Here is a 17,997-nt window from a genome sequence, read left to right on the forward strand (position 1 = left end):
CTTATGATTCCGAACTTAGAACAAACGTTCAGGTGGTTTGGTCCCGGCGACCCTGTAACCTTAAGTGCCATAAAACAAACCGGCGCGACAGGTATAGTCACCGCCCTGCACCAGATCCCAGTAGGAGAGGTTTGGGGCCTGGCCGATATATTTGAACGCAAAGAAATGATCGAAAACGCCGGCTTGCGCTGGTCTGTTGTGGAAAGCGTTAACGTACATGAGCAGATCAAAACCGCGGGCCCGAAGCGCGATGAGCTTATCGAAAACTACCTCGCTACACTCAAGAACCTCGTAGCCGCGAACATCACTACTGTCTGCTACAATTTTATGCCTGTTCTCGACTGGACGCGGACTAATCTGGACTATTTGATGCCCGACGGAACTTCGGCTTTGCGATACGAGGCGGCGGCTATGGCGGCATTCGACCTGTACATTTTAGAGCGTGAAGGCGCTTCGGCAGAGTACTCACCCGAACAACAAAAAGCCGCTAAGAGGTTCTTAGAAAGTCTATCCAGAGAAGAAGCTGAACAGTTGAGCCGCAACATCATGGCCGGTGTGCCCGGAACGAATGACGTATATGGAATGGCCGACTTTAAAGCTCACCTTGCGCGCTACGCGGACATTGACGCTGTTGGCTTGAAAGCGAACCTGAAGTATTTTTTGCAGGCCGTAATACCGGAAGCAGAGAAAGCAGGCGTAAAATTATGTATCCATCCCGACGACCCGCCTTTTCCTATCCTCGGTTTGCCGCGTGTGGTATCAACAGAGGAAGATTTGCAGTTTGTGGTTAATGCAAGCCCGTCGTCGGCCAATGGTTTAACATTTTGTACAGGTTCTTTAGGAGCTAGGGCAGACAATGATCTTCCCGGAATGATAGAACGGCTTGGCGGCCACATTCACTTTTTGCACCTGCGCAACGTAAAGCGCGAAGCCGACGGCAGTTTCTTTGAAGACAACCACCTGGAAGGCAGCACAGACATGTTTGCGGTAATGAAAGCGCTGGTGCTGGAACAGCAAAAGCGTGCCAAAACCGGCCGCGAAGACGTAGCCATTCCCATGCGCCCCGACCACGGGCATAAAATGCTGGATGATGTAAATTACAATACTTTCCCAGGCTATTCTGTTACCGGGCGTATGAAAGGTCTGGCCGAGTTAAGGGGCCTGGAGATGGGGGTGAAAAGAAGTTTAGAGAATTAACTCTCCCCAATCCATCTCCGAAGGAGAGGGGCTATAGAAACAAAGAGCCCCACGAGATTTCTTGAAGGGCTCTTGCTTTTTACGTTCTCGTTTCCCTCCCCGAAGGAGAGGGGCAATAATGAGATTTTTACTTTTGATCAAAATAATCACCTGTTTCCAGGTCTTCTAACAAGCCGATGTGCGTGGCTTTCCACCCTGTGCGCTCTTGTGATATTTTAGCAGATGCAGGGAAATCTCCTGCAAAGAAGTCTGTGATCCAGCCAAAGTGTTCGGGTGCTTCTTCGGCAGAAATGCTTTTAACGGGAATGTTTAAATGCTTGCCAATCGATTCGGCAATTTCACGGGTAGGTATTTCTGTGTCGCCTACCGCGTGGTAAGTGGCTGATATGCCTTTCTCGAGCGCCAAACGATATAAACTTGCCACATCTAAACGGTGCACTGCCGGCCAGCGGTTAGCGCCTTCGCCAATGTAGGCAGATATGCCTTTCTCACGTGCAAGATTTATTAGCATTGGTATAAAGCCGTGATCGCCGCGATCATGCACAGATGGCGGGAGTCGCATTATGGATACATTGATACCTTGTTGTTTTGCTAATGCAGCGGCTTCTTCAGACGCTACCCGCGGATGGTGAGTAGTTTCAGATGTCGCTACAAAATCTTCTGTGGCCACGTCGCCGGGTTTAGCAGCACCCAATACAGTCCCCGATGTGACGATGAGCGGTTTGTCCGTTCCGGCCAGGGCCGATGCAAGCGCCGCAACTACTCCTCTGTCTGTTTCGCAATTCTTTTTAAAGTCAGAAAAGTCATGGATAAACGCGGTATGGATCACGCCATCACATTGTAAAGCCCCGCTGCGCAGGCTATCCAAATCTTCCAGAGTGCCATGATGCACGTCGGCACCAGCGGCCCTTAAATCTTCGGCGCCTTTTTCTGAACGGGTCATGCCCAAAACCTGGTGACCCGCGTTGATCAATTCTTTCACTACGGCCGAGCCTACAAAGCCCGTTGCGCCGGTAACAAATACACGCATGTTTTAAATTTTTTTGGTAAACGGAAAATGTTCTCTAATCACTGAACACTGCAAAGGTGCTCAACATACAAGCCTCAAACGAGGACATTTGTCACTGTTTACAATTACTGCTTTACCTGCGCGTGTCGTATACGGCTCAACGTTTCGCGCGTAACGCCTAAAAAGGAAGCTACCATATGCAAAGGCACGCGGTTGATGATGCCGGGATATTGCACCAAAAATTCGTCGTAACGCTGTTCTGCACTCGCACTTATGGCACTGAATACACGCTCGCGGGTGTGGAACAGGTTTCTTTGGATCAATTGCTCTGTATGTTTACGCAGCTCGGGCAAGCGCTCGAACAGGTAATTGAAGTCGTTACGTGTCCACATCAACACCTCCGTGGTTTCAAGCGCATCAATGTTATACCGCGATGGGGTGCCGTTATTGTAGCTTTCGGGATCCGTACACCAGGAGTCTTCAGGCGAAAACTGCATAATGTGCTCGCTGCCGTCTGGAGTGGTGCGGTAACTTCGCAGCATTCCTTTGGCTACAAATACTTTATGCCGGGCAATTTCGCCATCGCGTAAAAGAAACTCTTTGCGGCGTATGGTACGGGTTATAGCCGTCTTTTCAAAAAGGTCGATCTCCTCGGCAGTTAAGGGCGTATTCTGTTGTAAATACTTTTCAAATTCGGCAAACATGCATAGCAAACATAATAAATAATCAAAAGTTCAGTCGCGGTATACGTGCATCAAAAACTATTTGCATATATGAAACTATCCAAATACATTTATTGTGTCGGGATAACACATCTCATAACCAATTAAACCAAACAAATGAAAAAGACTTTCGCAATGCTGGCCGTAGTTGCCGCGTTACTATTCTCACTTAATGTAAAAGCACAATCATCGGGCACCTATTTTATCGGCAAATGGAACGTAACCGTATTTGGTACGCCTAATGGCGATGCTAAACTTACCTTTAACTTTAGCCGCGGCACGGATGGTAAACTGGTTGGCGGAGCTATCCAGGATTCTACCGGGAAAGAAGTTTCTAAAGTGACGTCGTTAGAAGAAAAAGACAAAACCATTAACGCGGCTTTCAACATCCAGGGATATGATGTAACCTTGTTTTTAGAGCCTGTTGACGAGCAAAACGTTAAAGGTAACCTGATGAACATGTTCGACGCAAAAGGCGTGCGTGTTAAAGAAGGTAAATAACCGGTATTAAAAAATTTTAGAAGCCCTGCCGGATTTCCGGCGGGGCTTTTTTGTTTAACGGTCTCGGTTAATTCATTTGTCTTTCCTTAAACTATACGCCCTAAATCATGTTGCCTTAGAAAGCGAATCATTATGGAGCGGCGGGATTTTATAACTAAAACAACTACAGGGATCATGGCAGCGGGAATTTTAAACAGTGTGCCGGCATCTGCAATGGGCAGCGGAACCAATTTGCCGGATAAATCTATCAACGATGTTATCAGCATAAAACTGCCGCCGCTGGAGCAGCCTACAGAAAAGGAGCAGGCCGTTTCTTCTGTCAGTATGCCCAAAGATAAACGCATAGGTTATGCGATAGTAGGCCTAGGCAACCTGTCGTTAGGGCAGATACTTCCCGGTTTTGGTGCAAGCAAATATGGTAAGCCGGTTGCGCTGGTAAGCGGCGATGCCGATAAAGCCAAAAAAGTAGCCGCTCAATATGGTATCAACCCTAAGAACATTTATAACTATCAGAATTTTGATAACATAAAGAGTAATCCCGAGGTAGACGCCGTGTACATTGTGCTGCCAAATTCTATGCATGAAGAATACGTGGTGCGCGCCGCTAAAGCAGGAAAGCACGTTTTGTGCGAGAAACCTATGGCAACATCTGCAGCTGCATGCCAGCGAATGATAGACGCGTGTAAACAAGCCGGCAAAAAACTGATGGTTGCTTACCGTATTCAGTACGAACCGCACAACCGCCTGGCAATGGAGTGGGTGCGCAGCCAGAAATTCGGTAAGGTAAAGGTGATAGATATGATGAATTCGCAGAACATTGGCGACCCTTCGCAATGGCGTCTGAAGAAGGCGTTATCAGGCGGCGGGTCGCTGCCCGACATCGGACTGTACTGCCTTAACACCGCACGGTTTGTATTAGGCGAAGAACCGCATACGGTAATAGCGTCGACCTACAGCACTCCCGGCGACGAACGTTTTAAAGAAGTAGAAGAGACAGTGTCCTGGCAAATGCATTTCCCGGGCGGGGCTGTTGTAAGCGCAGCTACGAGTTATGGGGTACACCAGTCGCGCAGGTACCGCTGTTATGCAGACAAAGGCGGGTGGTTTGGCCTGGACCCTGCGTTTGAGTATTCGCGACTGCAGATGGAAGGCTCACATGCCGAAGGGAACCAGGAAATTAAAATAGCGCCGTCTATAAAAGAAGTGCAGCAATTTGCATTGGAGTTAGACCACTTTGCGCAGTGCATCCTCGATAACAAAACGCCATTTACTCCCGGCGAAGAAGGGTTGCAAGATCAAAAGATAATGGAGGCAATATATGAGTCGGCCAAAACAGGCAAACCTGTAAAACTGCAAACCATAACCACTATAGATACTTTCAGAGGGACACCGCCAAAAGGTGACAGTTAGCAAATTATTGCCACCGAAAATATTGCCAGCTATTTAACTTCAAAATAAGAATAGCTGCTACCACATGTACCATCGGGCGTAATGCCTTGTACTACGATAACATATTTGCCGGGCTGATCCCCTGTGTAAAAGCTTAATTGGTTTCTGCCGCTTGCATCTGTGCCTGCGTTAGCATTCCAATAAAGTACGTTGCGATAGTCGGGTATCGTACTGCTCTGTTTGTCAGGCGTATCATAAACAGGAGAGTAGAATTTGCGTTCTAACTGCATGCCTTCATAATCTACAACCAGCGCATGCGGGTCAAGCTCGATACCACCCATGTCGCCCATGTAAGTCTTAAAATTCAGAACACCTTGGGTATTTGATGGTCCGTAGAAATACTGCATAGGAATTACGTCTAACTTTTGGACCTTTAACGGATCCATAGCCACTATTTTATCGAAATTAAAGACAGGAACGCCATCAACCATTATCAGTTGGGGGCCGTCGTCAAGTATGCCGCTTTCGCCAGACGAAATATGGATGGCGAAATGGCCGCGCGACCGGTATACAAGTGTTTGACGTACATATTCGCGCAAAACTTCTTCCATAGTCGTAAAACGGGTATAATCATCCAGATTATAAGTTTTGTAGGGCTTATAATAAAATGCGGTAGAATCAACTCCCGGATTAAAATATTGCCTAAGCATATTACCGGCGTAAATATTTTGTACTTGCATTTCAACACTATGTTTTTTTAACGCATCTGCTTTTTTATTGTCGAAATCAAAAGGTGCTGATGGTATTGCGGTTGAATAGCGATCTGCAAAGGGGCTTAAAAGTTTAATTACATATGCAGAATCTTTTACAGGCTTTGGTTCTATAACCAATTCTTCGTTACCGATAAAATCTTTAGTGTTAAAAAGCAATTCGCCGTTGTTGTCGCTTTCAGCGGCATAAGTTTGAGTGCGTAGGCCGGGCATAGCCAGATACGCCAGTACATTTTTTGCGGGCGCTCCGGTAATACTATCCGTAACCATTGCCCTTACAACATGGCCTGTAAACTCCGGCAAAAATTTCAGAACAGGGAGGGTTGATGTTTCATCGAGTTGCCGCCAGCCTTGCGTTAGTAAGAGATTGTCAAGGGCTTCGTCAACCTGCGGAGTTACATTATTAAAATAATATCCCGGCGACTGTATATTTCCTTTTAATTCGCTTTTTAGCCACAAATAGCTTTTAATGTCGATACCAGGGCCTTTTTGCAATGAATCTGTCTGATAAACAGAAACAGAAAGATCTGCAGATGTGGCAGGCGTTTGGCCCTGACTTAAAAGGTCCAGAGCTACCTTTGCGCGTTGGCCATAAACAGGCTTGTCTGTTTTACTTGTAATATTTAAATCTGCTTGCGGGCGTTTAAATAAAAGCCTTTCGCAAACCGGCTTTTTTTGCGCGTTAAATATGGTGATGCGATTAACCCCGTTGCTCAAAACATCCCTGTTAACAATAAATAGCGCTTTCCCTCTTTGCAACGGCGAAGCTTTTGCAACCTTCAATGTTGCGGCGTTGGTTGCCAAAAGGTATACCTCATTATCAGAAACCCCGGTAGTGCTTACCTGCACTTGAACTTCGCCGCTGTGCAATGCACTTACCTGCATTGTATAACCGGTTTCTTTTACCGCCGGTAAAGCAGTATTAATAGTATTGCCATTAACATACACTACCGCACGATAAGATGAAGTTACCGGTAACAAAAAATTACCCATGCCAAACATCATGGGTTTAAAGCGGGCGATGGTATCATTCCGCTGATCAAGGATTGCGCCGCGGGCATTATCAACGCCGTTACCAAAGCTGTCCGTTATTTTAAATCCAACTTTTGCTTCTACGCCATTGATCAGGTTACCGCCTTCGGGAAAAAACTGCACGTCGTATTTAATGGGGGCTTTGTCTTTGGCAAGTTCGGCGCTATTTAACGGATTAACGATGGTGATGGCTTTTTCAAAAAACAGTTCCGGACTGAAGTTTTTCATCCAGTTTGTATATGCCCTTACTGTATAGGTACCGTCATTTAAAGTTAGGGGAATATTGAGCGAACCACTGCCGGTGCTATTTTTCAGTGCAATTTTAGCTTGTATTACAGGCGTTTGTTGTTTGTCCAATACTTCTACGTATGCAACCTTACTTACATCCAGTGGCTTGTTCTCTGCAGCGTCTGTATTATAAATCTTAAGCCATAACAATTCGCCCGCCAGGTAAACCTCTTTATCTGTATGCACAAAGACCTTTTCGCGGGGATGGCTTTTAGCAAAGTCGGTATAACTTTTTTCAATGTCCTGTAAAGACTGTGCATGTAATTGCAACGTACCCAGGCACAACACAAATAAGATATAGGTAATTGTCAATTTCATATCTACCAGAAAGTTGGTTTATTGTTAACACCACGCAAGGTACAGTCTGCACATTCATGTGTGGTAGCGATGTATCCCGTCAGCGGGCTTCCATATCCCCTAAGCGGGATCAATAAATTTGTATAAATAAACTCCTCTACCGGCCTGCGGCCCCCCATCGCGACGAAGGGAATCGAATCTTCAGAACACTCAAATTGTCGGTTAATAATATAATTGGCGGGCAATTGGGTTTTATTAATAAAAATACGCGTGGCGCTTACAGTGCCTGCGCTTATGTACCCAACTACAACTTCTGCCGGGTCATTGGTGTTATGAATATTGCCGCTCAATACAGAGGGCTGAGCGTCAAAAATGCTGCCCAGTTGTTCTGTGTTTTTCTTTAAGTTGGTCCAAAAATCAAATGCCTCTTTAGTTAACGCGTATTGCTTAACCAACGTGCTGTATCTTATACCCAATTTTTCAGAATCATAAGAGATAGTAGTTATAGGATTCTGAAAGATAACATCCTGCGTTAGCTTGGCAGATGAAGCCAGGTTAATGAGCGTAGAGTTTGCATTAGCCCAGCAGGTATATATTTCTTCTGCAGCAGGGCGGCTGACGACAATATTGACACCGGTTTTTAAAAACGACTCTGAAGCAGAATGAAATTCCCAGGTTTCGGCGTATGAATATTTGTAATAAGTGGTAGCATTTTGCGTATCATGTGTATTCGCGTAAATAGTTAATTTATCTGGTGCTGCTTTCCAATTAATGCTATCTATAGGCGGTGAAATTTTTGCTTGTACATAATCCGACAGGTAGGCTTTACCATCGGCAGTTTTGATACGCAATCTGTATTTAGCGCTCGCGGGCAAGGGATGATTAACGGCATAATACCGGCCCTTTCCCATAGCGGTAAGATTATAATTGGCACCGGCATCATTCTCAACAGATAATTGCGCGTTAAGCTCTGGCTTTATCGATACTGTATCTGTAAGTTTAACCGTCCTGCTCAGCTGTATAAGCGTACTATCGGCACTTACGTTGATCAGACCCTCAACAACCAGGCTGTTTGTCGTTGCAGACGAAACCGGCGGCACATACGCCTGCCTGCATGCAGTAACCGTCAAAGCCACCACAGCAAATAATAAATTGCGATATGTAGATAGTTTGATCGTCATTTACCAATAGGATGGTTTTGCTTTGGTGCCACGTAAAGTGCAATCTGCACAAATGGGTGGCGCACCAATTATGCCCTGTGCAGGAAGGTTAAAGCCACTTATGGGTATCTGCTGATTGGTAAGAATATATTCCTGCACCTCATGGATACCGCTTAATGGGTTATAGTAAAGCAAAGAATCTGTTGCACAGTGATTTGGATCTGCCTTGTGGTAAGATATCGGAAGCTGCGACCTGTTAATGAAAATACGTTGGGTGGCCTCTGTTCCGGCAGTAACGTAACCTACCACAACCTCGTTGGCATCATTAATATTATGTATATTACCACTTAGTACAGAGGGTTGCGCGTCAAAAATGCTGCCCAGTTTTTCAGTGTTTTTTTGCAGGTTGGTCCAAAAGTCGAATTCCTCTTTTGTAAGCACACGTTGTTTCACTAAAATGCTATACCGCACGCTTATTTTTTCGGCGTCAGAAGGTATAGTGTTAACCCGATTTTGATAGATGACATCCTGTGAAAGTTTGGCTGATGATGCCAGATTAATCAAAGTTGACGAACTGTTAGACCAGCATGTGAAGATGTCGTCGGCCGGCAAATTTCTTGTTACTATGGTGCTGCCAACCACTTTTAACTGTGATTGAAAGGCAGCATGAAATTCCCACGCATCAGTATAGTCATATTTATAGTAAGTGCTGGCCTTATTAGGATCATGTGTAGTTGCGTATATCTCAATCCGGTCAGAGAACGCCTTCCATGATACACTATCAATCGGTGGTGATATCTTTGCCTCCACGTAGTCTGACAAATAGGTCTTGCCGTCTGCAGTTTTAATACGCAACCTATATTTACTGGTGGATGGTAGGGGATGTCCGGTTGCATAATACCGCCCTTTGCCCAGCGATGTAAGGTTATAGGTTGCACCGGCATCATTCTCAACAGACAATTGCGCGTTAAGCTCGGGTTTAACAGATGTGGTGTCTGTCAATTTTACCGTTCTGCTAAGCCTGATGACGGTACTATCAGCACTTACGTTGATCATCCCTTCAACAACTAAATTGTTGGTTGTCCCGCCAACCGGGGTCGGCGGCACGTAGGATTCTTTACAGCTGCAGATCATCGCAACAGCCGTCATGAAAATTAACCCTGCTTTTAAACTTTTGATCTTCATTCTTAAAATTTGATATTGAAGTTTATAAAAGGGATAGGGTTGGCAAATATGGATAGCTTATAAGCATTTACAACTCCGTTTTCTTGTAAGAAATATGTTGAATAAGCGTTTTTTCGCCCCGTTAAATTATACACGCCGAATGACCAGGAATTATGAAAGCGCTGATGCACTTTATGATTACCATCTATGTTGAAAGAAAGGTCTGTACGGAAGTAATCAGGTATGCGGTACTGGTTACGGTCTGAATATAAAATTCGCTGTCCGCCGTCATAATAAAACCGCGAAATAGGCAATGTTATTGGCCGGCCGGTACTGTATGTGGCGTTTAAGGACATGCTGTATCTGTGCTTAAACCTGTAATTACCCGTAAAATTTACCGCGTGTGGTTTGTCAAAATTAGCAGGGTAATACGCGCCGCCGTTTATTAATGTACCGAGAGAAGGATCATCTTGCCGCAGGAAGGTACGGGAGTAGGTATAGCTTAGCCAGCCGTTTAATTTACCTGCGGTTTTCTTCACAAAAAATTCAACACCGTAGGCTTTGCCTTGCGTTGGTAAAACATCAGTTTCAATGTGGTGGTTTAAGACCAAAACCGCGCCGCTTTTATAATCGAGATAGTCTGTGAGTTTTTTATAGTAAACCTCTACTGACGTTTCAATGGTATTGTTCTCCAGGTTTTTGTACAAGCCTAATGATAGTTGCTGGCCAAATTGCGGTTTAATATTAGGATCACTCAGCTGGTAAACATCAGTTGGAGAGATAGCTGTCGTATTTGACAGCAAGTGTATGTATTGTCTTAAAGTATTGTAACCTGCCTTTACAGAAAAGTTATCGCCAAACGCATATCGCGCAGATAGCCTTACTTCCGGGCCGTGATAGGTATTGATGACCTTGCCGCTGCCGTAAGTTGTGCTATTTAGCAGGTTAACGGTTTCCTTCGGCAAATTTGGCGCATAATTATTTACCGTATACGGCCCCAGGAAATTATAAAGCGAATACCTTACACCCGCGTTAATGGTAAAGTTTGGCGTTATGTCGTACTTATCGCCAAGGTATAAGGCGCTTTCTAACGCCTGCTCTGGCGGCACCACATCGGGCGTCAGCAATGAAGCAGACCCAAGAGGCTGATTAGAACCGGGATTAAGTTTGTAATAGATAGAGCTAAGGCCGAAACCTACAGTATGCTTAGGATTTGGATAATAAGTGAAATCGGCCTTAAAATTAGACTGATTTATGTTGAAGTTTAGGTTGTAGGCATTAACCGGGTTTACATCGCTTTTAACGTTATAATCATAACGGTCATACCCCGTGGTTAATACACTGTATAACTTGTTGTTGTAATTGTGTTTCCATTTTAAAGCGATGTTTTTATTGTTATAACCGTAAGCTGTATCGCTGTTTAATTTAAAATTGTCGTGGCTTAAGTAACTGGTCAGGTACAGGTCGTTCTTAGCATCAATTTTATGGCTTAGGTTGAAACTTACGTCATAGAATGATACCCGGCTATTCCTGTAATCGCGCGGGAGGGTGCTTAAAAGCCAGTTAGCATAAGTTGTACGCGCACCAAAGATGAAAGATGTGCGGCCGGAGTCTATAGGTCCTTCCAGGTTTATACGGCTGGTTATAAGACCTATGCCTGCAGATCCTTCAAACTTCTTCTTGTTCCCTTCGCGGTCTGTAACATCCAATACAGAAGACAGCCTGCCTCCGTACTTCTCCGGGATGCTGCTTTTGTACAATTCTATATCCTTAACAATGTCGGGGTCAAAGGCAGAGAAAAATCCAAAGAAATGCGACGGATTATAGATCGTCATATCATTAAGTAATATCAGGTTCTGATCTGCCGCGCCGCCGCGAACATTGAACCCAGTGGTAGCTTCGCCTACCGATTGTACGCCCGGCAAGGTGAGCACAACACGTAACACATCAGACTCTCCGAATGCTGTTGGCACCTGCTTTATACTTGATATATCTAAGCGGTTTACCCCAAGTTCTGTACTGCGGACATTTGCTACCCGTTCTGAAGATATTTTTACTTCCTTAAGGGTGGTTACCTGTTCTTGCAGGTCTATATCCAGTTTGCCATCGCTGTAAAGCGCAATTTGCCGGCGCGCGTCTTTCATGCCAATACCCTTAATTACAAGGGTGTGCATACCACGGGGCAGTGTAAAGCTGTAATACCCAAATTGGTCTGATGCCACACCCGCCTTCAATTCGGGTACATAGATACTGGCACCAACTATTGCTTCCCCTGACTTTACGTCGCGGAGATAACCTGCCAGTACAGCATTCCCCGTTTTAAACTCATTGGTTTTGAGGCCAATGTCATATGTTTTGTTGGCGGTTGTAGCTACCACTGTTTTGCCGCCATCGGTCATTGAATTATTTAGCGTTGAAATATTCGCACTTTGGGCAGGCTGTTTAAAGCCGGCAGCGCCATAACTCTTAGCCAATTGCGTAATAATGATCTTTCCTTTAGTAAGAAAGACACGTTTGCCGTCAATAGCGAAATTGTAAGAAGTGTTTTTGAACACTGTTTTAAGAACACTATCTACCGGTAACGCGTTGGCAGTAAAGGTTACCCGCAAACTATCCATTTGGATAGGGTCATAGAAAAATTTATAAGCGGTTTGGCGTTCTATCTCGGTTGTAAATTGCTTTACGCCCGCATTATCGAATTTAGCAGTAACTACGGCCACCTGTGCAGAGGCAGCAGCATTCTTAAAAATGAAGAAAAGCATGATCAGGTAAAATTTCTTCATTTGGTGTTGTTTATGCTGTCGTAATAAGAAACGGCACTTATCAACGCACGTTCTTTGTCTTCTTTAAATTTTATGTTACGAGATTTGAGATATGCGTTTATCTCTTTTTTACGCGTTTTAAACAGCGATGTAACGTCACTTATATTGCTTACGCCGGTATAGCGGCCGTTGGCGAACACGTAAAATTCTGTCTTATATTCATAAACATTCCCGGCTTCAGAGATACCGCTAATTGCCTGTACAACCATTTTTCTTTTAACAAGCAACCTGCTTTGGCCATTATACAGTTCATCGAAGTATCCTTCCATTTCCGCATTGCCGGGGACCGTTATGAAGTGGTGTCCGCTTAGGTCTACAGCCGCTACACGATGCTCTATAAAGCTGTAATCAGAAAAACTATCATACCATAAGGCTGCAAATTCGTCTTTAAACATATCATACTTTAATGGCACGTTGGTATATAAAACACCATCATAAACGATGCTGCCTTTCACCCAGCCCGCGTTTAAAAAGTATGGGCTTCCTTTAACATAGGCGCTGTTAGGATCATAAGCCCTGCCGTTATATAAACCAGATTGGTGGCCAATCTCGGAATGGTACTTTGCTATCAGCCTGTTCCTGGTGAGATTGTTTGCAGAACTATCCGCGGTTACAGATTGAGCTAACGCCGAGGCAGAAATACAAAATGCCAACGCACAAATTTGTGTTATCCGTAAAAAGCGAATCATTTTCTTAGGAGTATAATTAATCCAATGTATACAATACATTTTATTGCACGCCCATTACTGTGTAAGAAAGTTATTACAAAGGTGGTTGCGATGCCAACATGGGAGGATTTTAAATGGATTGACCCATCGAATAGCCATAAAAAAACCTCTTGGCAACACCAAAAGGTCTTTTGAGTGATCTCATCAGGATTCGAACCTGAGACCGACAGATTAGAAATCTGTTGCTCTATCCAGCTGAGCTATGAGACCATTGGTATTTAACCACTCTGCGCCAAATGTGCGCCAAATAGTTACCGGCCCAAAGATAGTCACAAGCGACGACTTCACAAAACACACTTACACAACCTTCAATACCGTGGTTGTGTAGCGTGTAATAATTTTTTGCCCCGCAACAAAACTCAGTCAAAATTTAGCCGCATTTACACGAGGGCATAGCTAAGATCCAACCACAAGGACTAGGTTCAGCGACTCTGAAATGTTCAATCCTTCATTGATGAAAAATTGTCGCTGCGGCGCTTTTAAAGCAAGCAACTTGGGAAGTACTATGAATGCGCTAAGTGTAAGAACCGGTCAGCATCTACATTAAAGTAAATAAAATCTCAAAGTTGTTCATGGCCATGTTGTATGTCTCCAATCTCATTCAAAATGGCGTTTAAATTATTCTTACTCCAATTAGGTGATTCGCCTTATTAACCCAAACTAAACCAATTGGTTATAGTTCTATAAAACCTGTAAACACAACAAGGCTTATGAAAATCTCTACTTCTGTAATTAATGTCCTATTCGCAATATTCTTTCTTGCACCAATTTACTGTAAAGCACAAACAGACACCACCGCGCAAGTGCTTACCTTATCGCAGGCCATAGATAGCGCGCTAACTAATAACCTAAACGTTAAAAAGGCGCAGTTTGATGAAGGTATAAATGACGCGAACCTTACGCTGGCTAAAGCTGCCTTGCTGCCATCTATCACCGGTACGGTTGCCGCTTACAAGGTATTTGGCCGTGTGCTCGACCCAACAACCAACACATTTACAGACGCCTCTGTTAAATTAGCCCAGGGAAATTTATATGCCGATGTTACGCTGTTTCAGGGTTTTCAACGCATTAACCAGATAAAAGCGAATAAGTATTTGCTAGAAGCCGGTAAAAACAATACCCGCAAGGTAAAGAATGACCTGGTGCTATCTATTTTGACCACCTATCTGCAATTGTTGTCCAACCAGGAATTGTTAAAAGTAGCCAAACAGCAACTGATCGTATCGCGCGAGGAGTTAAGGCAACAGGAAAAGTTTTTCAAGGTGAAACAAAAAACCGTAGCCGACCTGGCTATGGCGAAGTCGGTTTACGCAGGCTCTGACCTGAACGTGATCAATGCGCAGAATGAAGTAGAGCGAACATATTTGCTGTTGTCGCAGCTAATGGAGCGCAACCCGGCCCACAGATTTGTGGCCGTAAGCCCGTCTGATGATGAGTTGAATATCCTTAATACCAGGTATACCCCTGCAGATATTTATACGCGGTCTTTGCAAAACTTTCCGGATGTGTTGCTCAGCCTTAACAGGCGATTGGCAACAGAGAAAGCAGTTAGCGTGGCAAGGGGAAAATTGCTGCCTACACTATCAATGGGTGGTACAATAAACACCAGTTACTCCAGTAATTTACGTACAAGTGTAACTACGCAGATAACAGGTTTGGCGCCGATAGGGGTGGTGTCTACCAGCGGCGACCAGGTGGTAACGCCCGTGTATCAAAGCAGCGTATTGAGCTTTGGTGAGCAGCTTAAACAGAATTTTAACCAGGCTGTAGGTTTTACATTGGTAATACCTGTGCTTAATGGTTTACAGTCGAGAGTGAATTTAAGAAAGGCTAAGATCTTGAATCAGGAAGCCAGGTTAGATGAACAGATCGTAAAAACTAACCTTAATAAAGTAATCAATGAAGCCGTTCTTGACCTTGAGGCCGCAAATAAGAAATATAAGGCGGCCCAGGCCAACTTCACCTCGGCGAAAGAGGCGTTCAGCGCAATGTCCGACCGTTACACTGTAGGATTGGCAGACGGCGTAGATGTTTTAGTGGCAGTAACCGGCCGTAATGTTGCCGAGTTTAATGTGATACAGGCTAAGTACGACCTTGTTTTCAAAAGCAAGCTGATAGATTATTATCTGGGTAACCCTTTGAGCTTGTAGGGTTTTAGATCTACTTTAATTCGATCACTGATAAGTTCATTGTGAGTTATGTTGCTGTCACACCATGTGACAGTGTGTGACACTTTTTGGGTTAAAATTCGCGGACCTGTGACACTGACATACTTATGCACCCTTGATAAACAGGGCGTTACATCGCTGACAAAATTCTGTCAGATACTAATAAGTAGGTATTTATAGAGAAAGTGTAACATGTGACACCCGCGCCTCAACTGACGGATCAGCAGTTTCTTAAACCTCTAAACTCATTTTTTGGTTGCAGTCGCCTTGTCTGCTATAACTTTACCCGCGGCCTTTTTAACAGTTGCATCTTTGGTCTTTTTGATGACGTCCTTCCGGCTTTCGTCAGCATCCGGTGCAACCCTTGATTTTGCTCCCTTTTTGCTTACCGCGGCACTATCCCGCTCAACAGCAGCATGGCTTTGCTCAAAAGACTGCTCGGCTTCTTTGGCCATTTCATAAATGCGCTTCTCTGAAGGGAATTGCTTTTGCCACATGTTATAGTAGTAACCCTTTTTCTTCAACAACTCATCATGTGTGCCTTCTTCTACCAGTTTGCCGATGTGGAGCGCGGATATTTTATCGGCATTCATCACGGTGCTTAGGCGGTGAGCAATGATGATGATGGTCTTTTGTTTTTCGCGAAGCAACGCTATGGCATTTTGAACGTGTTGCTCAGACTCCGAGTCGAGGGATGACGTGGCCTCATCAAGGATCAGTATTTCGGGGTCGCGGTATAACGCACGTGCTATGGCCAAACGCTGCCGTTGCCCGCCGGATAAACTTGTGCCGTTCTCCCCCAAAAATGTATTGAACCCGTTTGGCAGCCGCTCTATAAAATCTGTTATCTGCAGCTCGCTGCATATCTGTACCACACGGCGCATATCAGGTTCCAATTCGCCAACGGCAATATTTTCGGTAACGTTGCCCGCGAATAGGTGAACATCCTGGGGTACTACACTCACTATTTTCCGAAGGCTTTCGTTGGTGATGTATTTGATGTCAAAGTCGCCAATAAATATCGACCCCGACATTAGCGGATAGATATTCTGCATCAGCGACAGAAGGGTAGTTTTACCGGAACCGCTCTCACCAACAATCGCGGTAATTTGTCCTTTCTTAATTTCAAGGTCTAATCCCTCAAATACATTGGCACGGGTGCCGTATCTGAAGTGAACATCTTTAAAGTGGATATCCCCAACCATATCAGGTGTCATCTCTGCGCGGTTTTCAACCGACTCCTGCTCCAGGTCCATGATCTCGAACAAACGATCGGCAGCGATCCTGGCATCCTGTAAAGTTTTATTCATACCAATGAGCCCGGCCACCGGTGCCATAAAATAACCAATGATGGAATAAAAGGAGAGGAGCTCGCCCGGGGTGATGATCTTGTTCAATACAAATAAAGAACCGGACCATAGTAGTATCACTGTAAAACTGCTGGATATTAAGGTACTGCCATTGCCTATCCACAAACTGTTTGTGGCCGAGCGGTAAATGGTTTGCAGCATTTGGATGAAGCGCGTTTCGGTTTTAAAATTAGCATAGCTTTCTAATCCAAAGCGCTTAATAGTTGGGATGGCATTAACAGATTCTACCAGTTGTGTTTGCAGGTCTGCAGCGTTTTCCATCAGCTTACGCTGGGTAAGCCTGTTCACTTTGTTTGAGAAGTAATAAATAACCCCAAACAGCGGGACTATCGTGAGCATGATGATAGCCAGTTTCCAGTAATAACTGAACATCAGCATAAAAGAAAAGATCAGGATAAAGATATTCACCGCGAAGGTTACCAGAACCTCATTTATAAACAGCCTGATCTTTACCGCGTCATTTATCCGCGAGATGATCTCGCCCACTCGCATGCTGTCGAAAAATTGTTGCGGCAGGCGCAGCAAGTGTTTGTAGTAGCCTAATATCAAACGCGCATCAATCTGCTGGCCTGTTTTCAGCGTAATCAGCGTCCGCGCGTGGTTAATAAAGATCTGCAGGAAGATGATCACTACCATTGTTAAACCCATCAGGTTTAGCAGGTTGCGGTTGTCCTCCGGCAATACGTGGTCGATAATATTTTGCAGGAATATGGATGTTGCCAGGCCCAATATGGTATACACAACGGCCCCCAACAACACTTGCAACAGCATTGATTTGTGCGGCTTCAGCAAGAACATGAACCTGCGCTCGACAGATACTTTTGTGTCACCGGTAACAAAGTCTTCGCTGGGCGCTATCAGTATAAGTACACCTGTCCAGATTTGGGCGAACTCCTCGTGCGGCATCTGGTGCATTTGTCCGTCGCCCGGGTCCATAATTTCTATGTAATCTTTTGTGTACTTATAGATCACTACATAGTGCTGTAACTGCTCTCGCAGGATCACGTGTGCTATAGTGGGCACCGGTACATCCTTCAGGTTTTTGACATCACCTTTAACTCCTTTTGCAGAAAAACCCAATTTATTGGCTGCTTCTAAAAGCCCCAACACATTAGTGCCCTTCTTATCTGTAGAAGCATACTGCCTTATGCGGGCAATAGGCACATTGAGATTATAAAACGAAGAAACGGAAGCCAGACACGCGGCACCGCAGTCCATTATATCATGCTGCTGTATCTTAATGCTTTCGAGCCGACGTTTGTTAGCAATAGCATTTTTCCACTTGAGGTAGTAGGCAGATTCTGTTATGCCGGTGCTTACTTTCTCATACAGGGCTGTTACTTTGTTCCAAAAGCTGTCGAAGTTTGCCATAGGTGTAGG

At 44.7% G+C, this 17,997-nt stretch carries 13 protein-coding genes and 1 tRNA gene; 5 read left to right on the plus strand and 9 right to left on the minus strand.

Annotated features, from left to right (window positions below; translation table 11 throughout):
• Window positions 1–3 precede the first annotated feature (3 nt).
• Window positions 4–1,197, plus strand: coding sequence for a mannonate dehydratase (gene uxuA / locus GO620_RS03020; RefSeq protein WP_157522078.1), 1,194 nt, complete (start codon window positions 4–6; stop codon window positions 1,195–1,197).
• Window positions 1,198–1,324: 127 nt separating this feature from the next.
• Here uxuA and GO620_RS03025 read toward each other — a convergent pair whose 3' ends face one another.
• Both GO620_RS03025 and GO620_RS03030 read right to left on the minus strand, forming a co-directional pair.
• On the minus strand, window positions 1,325–2,227 hold the full coding sequence (locus GO620_RS03025; RefSeq protein ID WP_157522074.1) for an SDR family oxidoreductase: 903 nt from the start codon (window positions 2,225–2,227) through the stop codon (window positions 1,325–1,327).
• Between the two features lie 104 nt (window positions 2,228–2,331).
• The gene (locus tag GO620_RS03030) at window positions 2,332–2,910 is read right to left on the minus strand and encodes a Crp/Fnr family transcriptional regulator (protein WP_157522071.1); all 579 of its coding nucleotides are present in this window, start codon (window positions 2,908–2,910) and stop codon (window positions 2,332–2,334) included.
• 135 nt (window positions 2,911–3,045) lie between these two features.
• On the opposite strand from GO620_RS03030, the gene GO620_RS03035 reads away from it, so the two are divergent.
• Both GO620_RS03035 and GO620_RS03040 read left to right on the plus strand, forming a co-directional pair.
• The gene (locus GO620_RS03035) at window positions 3,046–3,429 is read left to right on the plus strand and encodes a hypothetical protein (RefSeq protein WP_157522067.1); all 384 of its coding nucleotides are present in this window, start codon (window positions 3,046–3,048) and stop codon (window positions 3,427–3,429) included.
• Window positions 3,430–3,603: 174 nt separating this feature from the next.
• Complete coding sequence (locus GO620_RS03040) at window positions 3,604–4,839, plus strand: Gfo/Idh/MocA family protein (protein ID WP_157522064.1); 1,236 nt, start codon at window positions 3,604–3,606, stop codon at window positions 4,837–4,839.
• A 29-nt stretch (window positions 4,840–4,868) separates the two neighbouring features.
• On the opposite strand, the gene GO620_RS03045 is transcribed toward GO620_RS03040, so the two are convergent.
• The 6 genes from GO620_RS03045 to GO620_RS03070 all read right to left on the minus strand — a co-directional run bounded on the left by GO620_RS03045 (window position 4,869) and on the right by GO620_RS03070 (window position 13,289).
• A complete protein-coding gene (locus GO620_RS03045; RefSeq protein WP_157522061.1) occupies window positions 4,869–7,226 on the minus strand; it encodes a hypothetical protein in 2,358 nt (785 codons plus the stop codon).
• 2 nt (window positions 7,227–7,228) lie between these two features.
• Window positions 7,229–8,386: a DUF4249 domain-containing protein gene (locus GO620_RS03050; protein ID WP_157522059.1), complete on the minus strand. Its 1,158-nt coding sequence runs from the start codon at window positions 8,384–8,386 to the stop codon at window positions 7,229–7,231.
• Window positions 8,387–9,550 carry a DUF4249 domain-containing protein gene (locus GO620_RS03055; protein ID WP_157522056.1) on the minus strand — a complete coding sequence of 388 codons (1,164 nt, stop codon included), beginning with the start codon at window positions 9,548–9,550 and terminating at the stop codon, window positions 8,387–8,389.
• Window positions 9,551–9,552: 2 nt separating this feature from the next.
• Window positions 9,553–12,312, minus strand: a complete 2,760-nt coding sequence (locus GO620_RS03060) for a TonB-dependent receptor (protein ID WP_157522053.1) — start codon at window positions 12,310–12,312, stop codon at window positions 9,553–9,555.
• A complete protein-coding gene (locus GO620_RS03065; RefSeq protein WP_200230629.1) occupies window positions 12,309–13,040 on the minus strand; it encodes a hypothetical protein in 732 nt (243 codons plus the stop codon). The genes GO620_RS03060 and GO620_RS03065 overlap by 4 nt, the downstream gene beginning before the upstream one ends.
• A gap of 175 nt (window positions 13,041–13,215) precedes the next feature.
• A tRNA-Arg gene (locus GO620_RS03070) sits at window positions 13,216–13,289 on the minus strand.
• On the opposite strand from GO620_RS03070, the gene GO620_RS17290 reads away from it, so the two are divergent.
• Complete coding sequence (locus tag GO620_RS17290; RefSeq protein WP_262895025.1) at window positions 13,282–13,407, plus strand: hypothetical protein; 126 nt, start codon at window positions 13,282–13,284, stop codon at window positions 13,405–13,407. The two genes, GO620_RS03070 and GO620_RS17290, sit on opposite strands and share 8 nt — an antisense overlap.
• A 382-nt stretch (window positions 13,408–13,789) precedes the next feature.
• Entirely contained in the window at window positions 13,790–15,229 is a 1,440-nt protein-coding gene (locus GO620_RS03075) for a TolC family protein (protein WP_157522047.1), read from the plus strand.
• 263 nt (window positions 15,230–15,492) lie between these two features.
• On the opposite strand, the gene GO620_RS03080 is transcribed toward GO620_RS03075, so the two are convergent.
• A complete protein-coding gene (locus GO620_RS03080; protein ID WP_157522044.1) occupies window positions 15,493–17,988 on the minus strand; it encodes a peptidase domain-containing ABC transporter in 2,496 nt (831 codons plus the stop codon).
• Between the last annotated feature and the right edge of the window lie 9 nt (window positions 17,989–17,997).

The organism is Mucilaginibacter ginkgonis (assembly GCF_009754905.2).
GTDB classification, from domain to species: domain Bacteria; phylum Bacteroidota; class Bacteroidia; order Sphingobacteriales; family Sphingobacteriaceae; genus Mucilaginibacter; species Mucilaginibacter ginkgonis.

Bases quoted from the DNA above. Each gene is read 5' to 3' on its own strand.
- GO620_RS03050 (WP_157522059.1), bottom strand. From the start codon at position 8,386: ATGACGATCAAACTATCTACATATCGCAATTTATTATTTGCTGTGGTG.
- GO620_RS03025 (WP_157522074.1), bottom strand. From the start codon at position 2,227: ATGCGTGTATTTGTTACCGGCGCAACGGGCTTTGTAGGCTCGGCCGTA.
- GO620_RS03035 (WP_157522067.1), top strand. From the start codon at position 3,046: ATGAAAAAGACTTTCGCAATGCTGGCCGTAGTTGCCGCGTTACTATTC.
- GO620_RS17290 (WP_262895025.1), top strand. From the start codon at position 13,282: ATGAGACCATTGGTATTTAACCACTCTGCGCCAAATGTGCGCCAAATA.
- GO620_RS03075 (WP_157522047.1), top strand. From the start codon at position 13,790: ATGAAAATCTCTACTTCTGTAATTAATGTCCTATTCGCAATATTCTTT.
- GO620_RS03030 (WP_157522071.1), bottom strand. From the start codon at position 2,910: ATGTTTGCCGAATTTGAAAAGTATTTACAACAGAATACGCCCTTAACT.
- uxuA (WP_157522078.1), top strand. From the start codon at position 4: ATGATTCCGAACTTAGAACAAACGTTCAGGTGGTTTGGTCCCGGCGAC.
- GO620_RS03065 (WP_200230629.1), bottom strand. From the start codon at position 13,040: ATGATTCGCTTTTTACGGATAACACAAATTTGTGCGTTGGCATTTTGT.
- GO620_RS03045 (WP_157522061.1), bottom strand. From the start codon at position 7,226: ATGAAATTGACAATTACCTATATCTTATTTGTGTTGTGCCTGGGTACG.
- GO620_RS03055 (WP_157522056.1), bottom strand. From the start codon at position 9,550: ATGAAGATCAAAAGTTTAAAAGCAGGGTTAATTTTCATGACGGCTGTT.
- GO620_RS03080 (WP_157522044.1), bottom strand. From the start codon at position 17,988: ATGGCAAACTTCGACAGCTTTTGGAACAAAGTAACAGCCCTGTATGAG.
- GO620_RS03060 (WP_157522053.1), bottom strand. From the start codon at position 12,312: ATGAAGAAATTTTACCTGATCATGCTTTTCTTCATTTTTAAGAATGCT.
- GO620_RS03040 (WP_157522064.1), top strand. From the start codon at position 3,604: ATGGCAGCGGGAATTTTAAACAGTGTGCCGGCATCTGCAATGGGCAGC.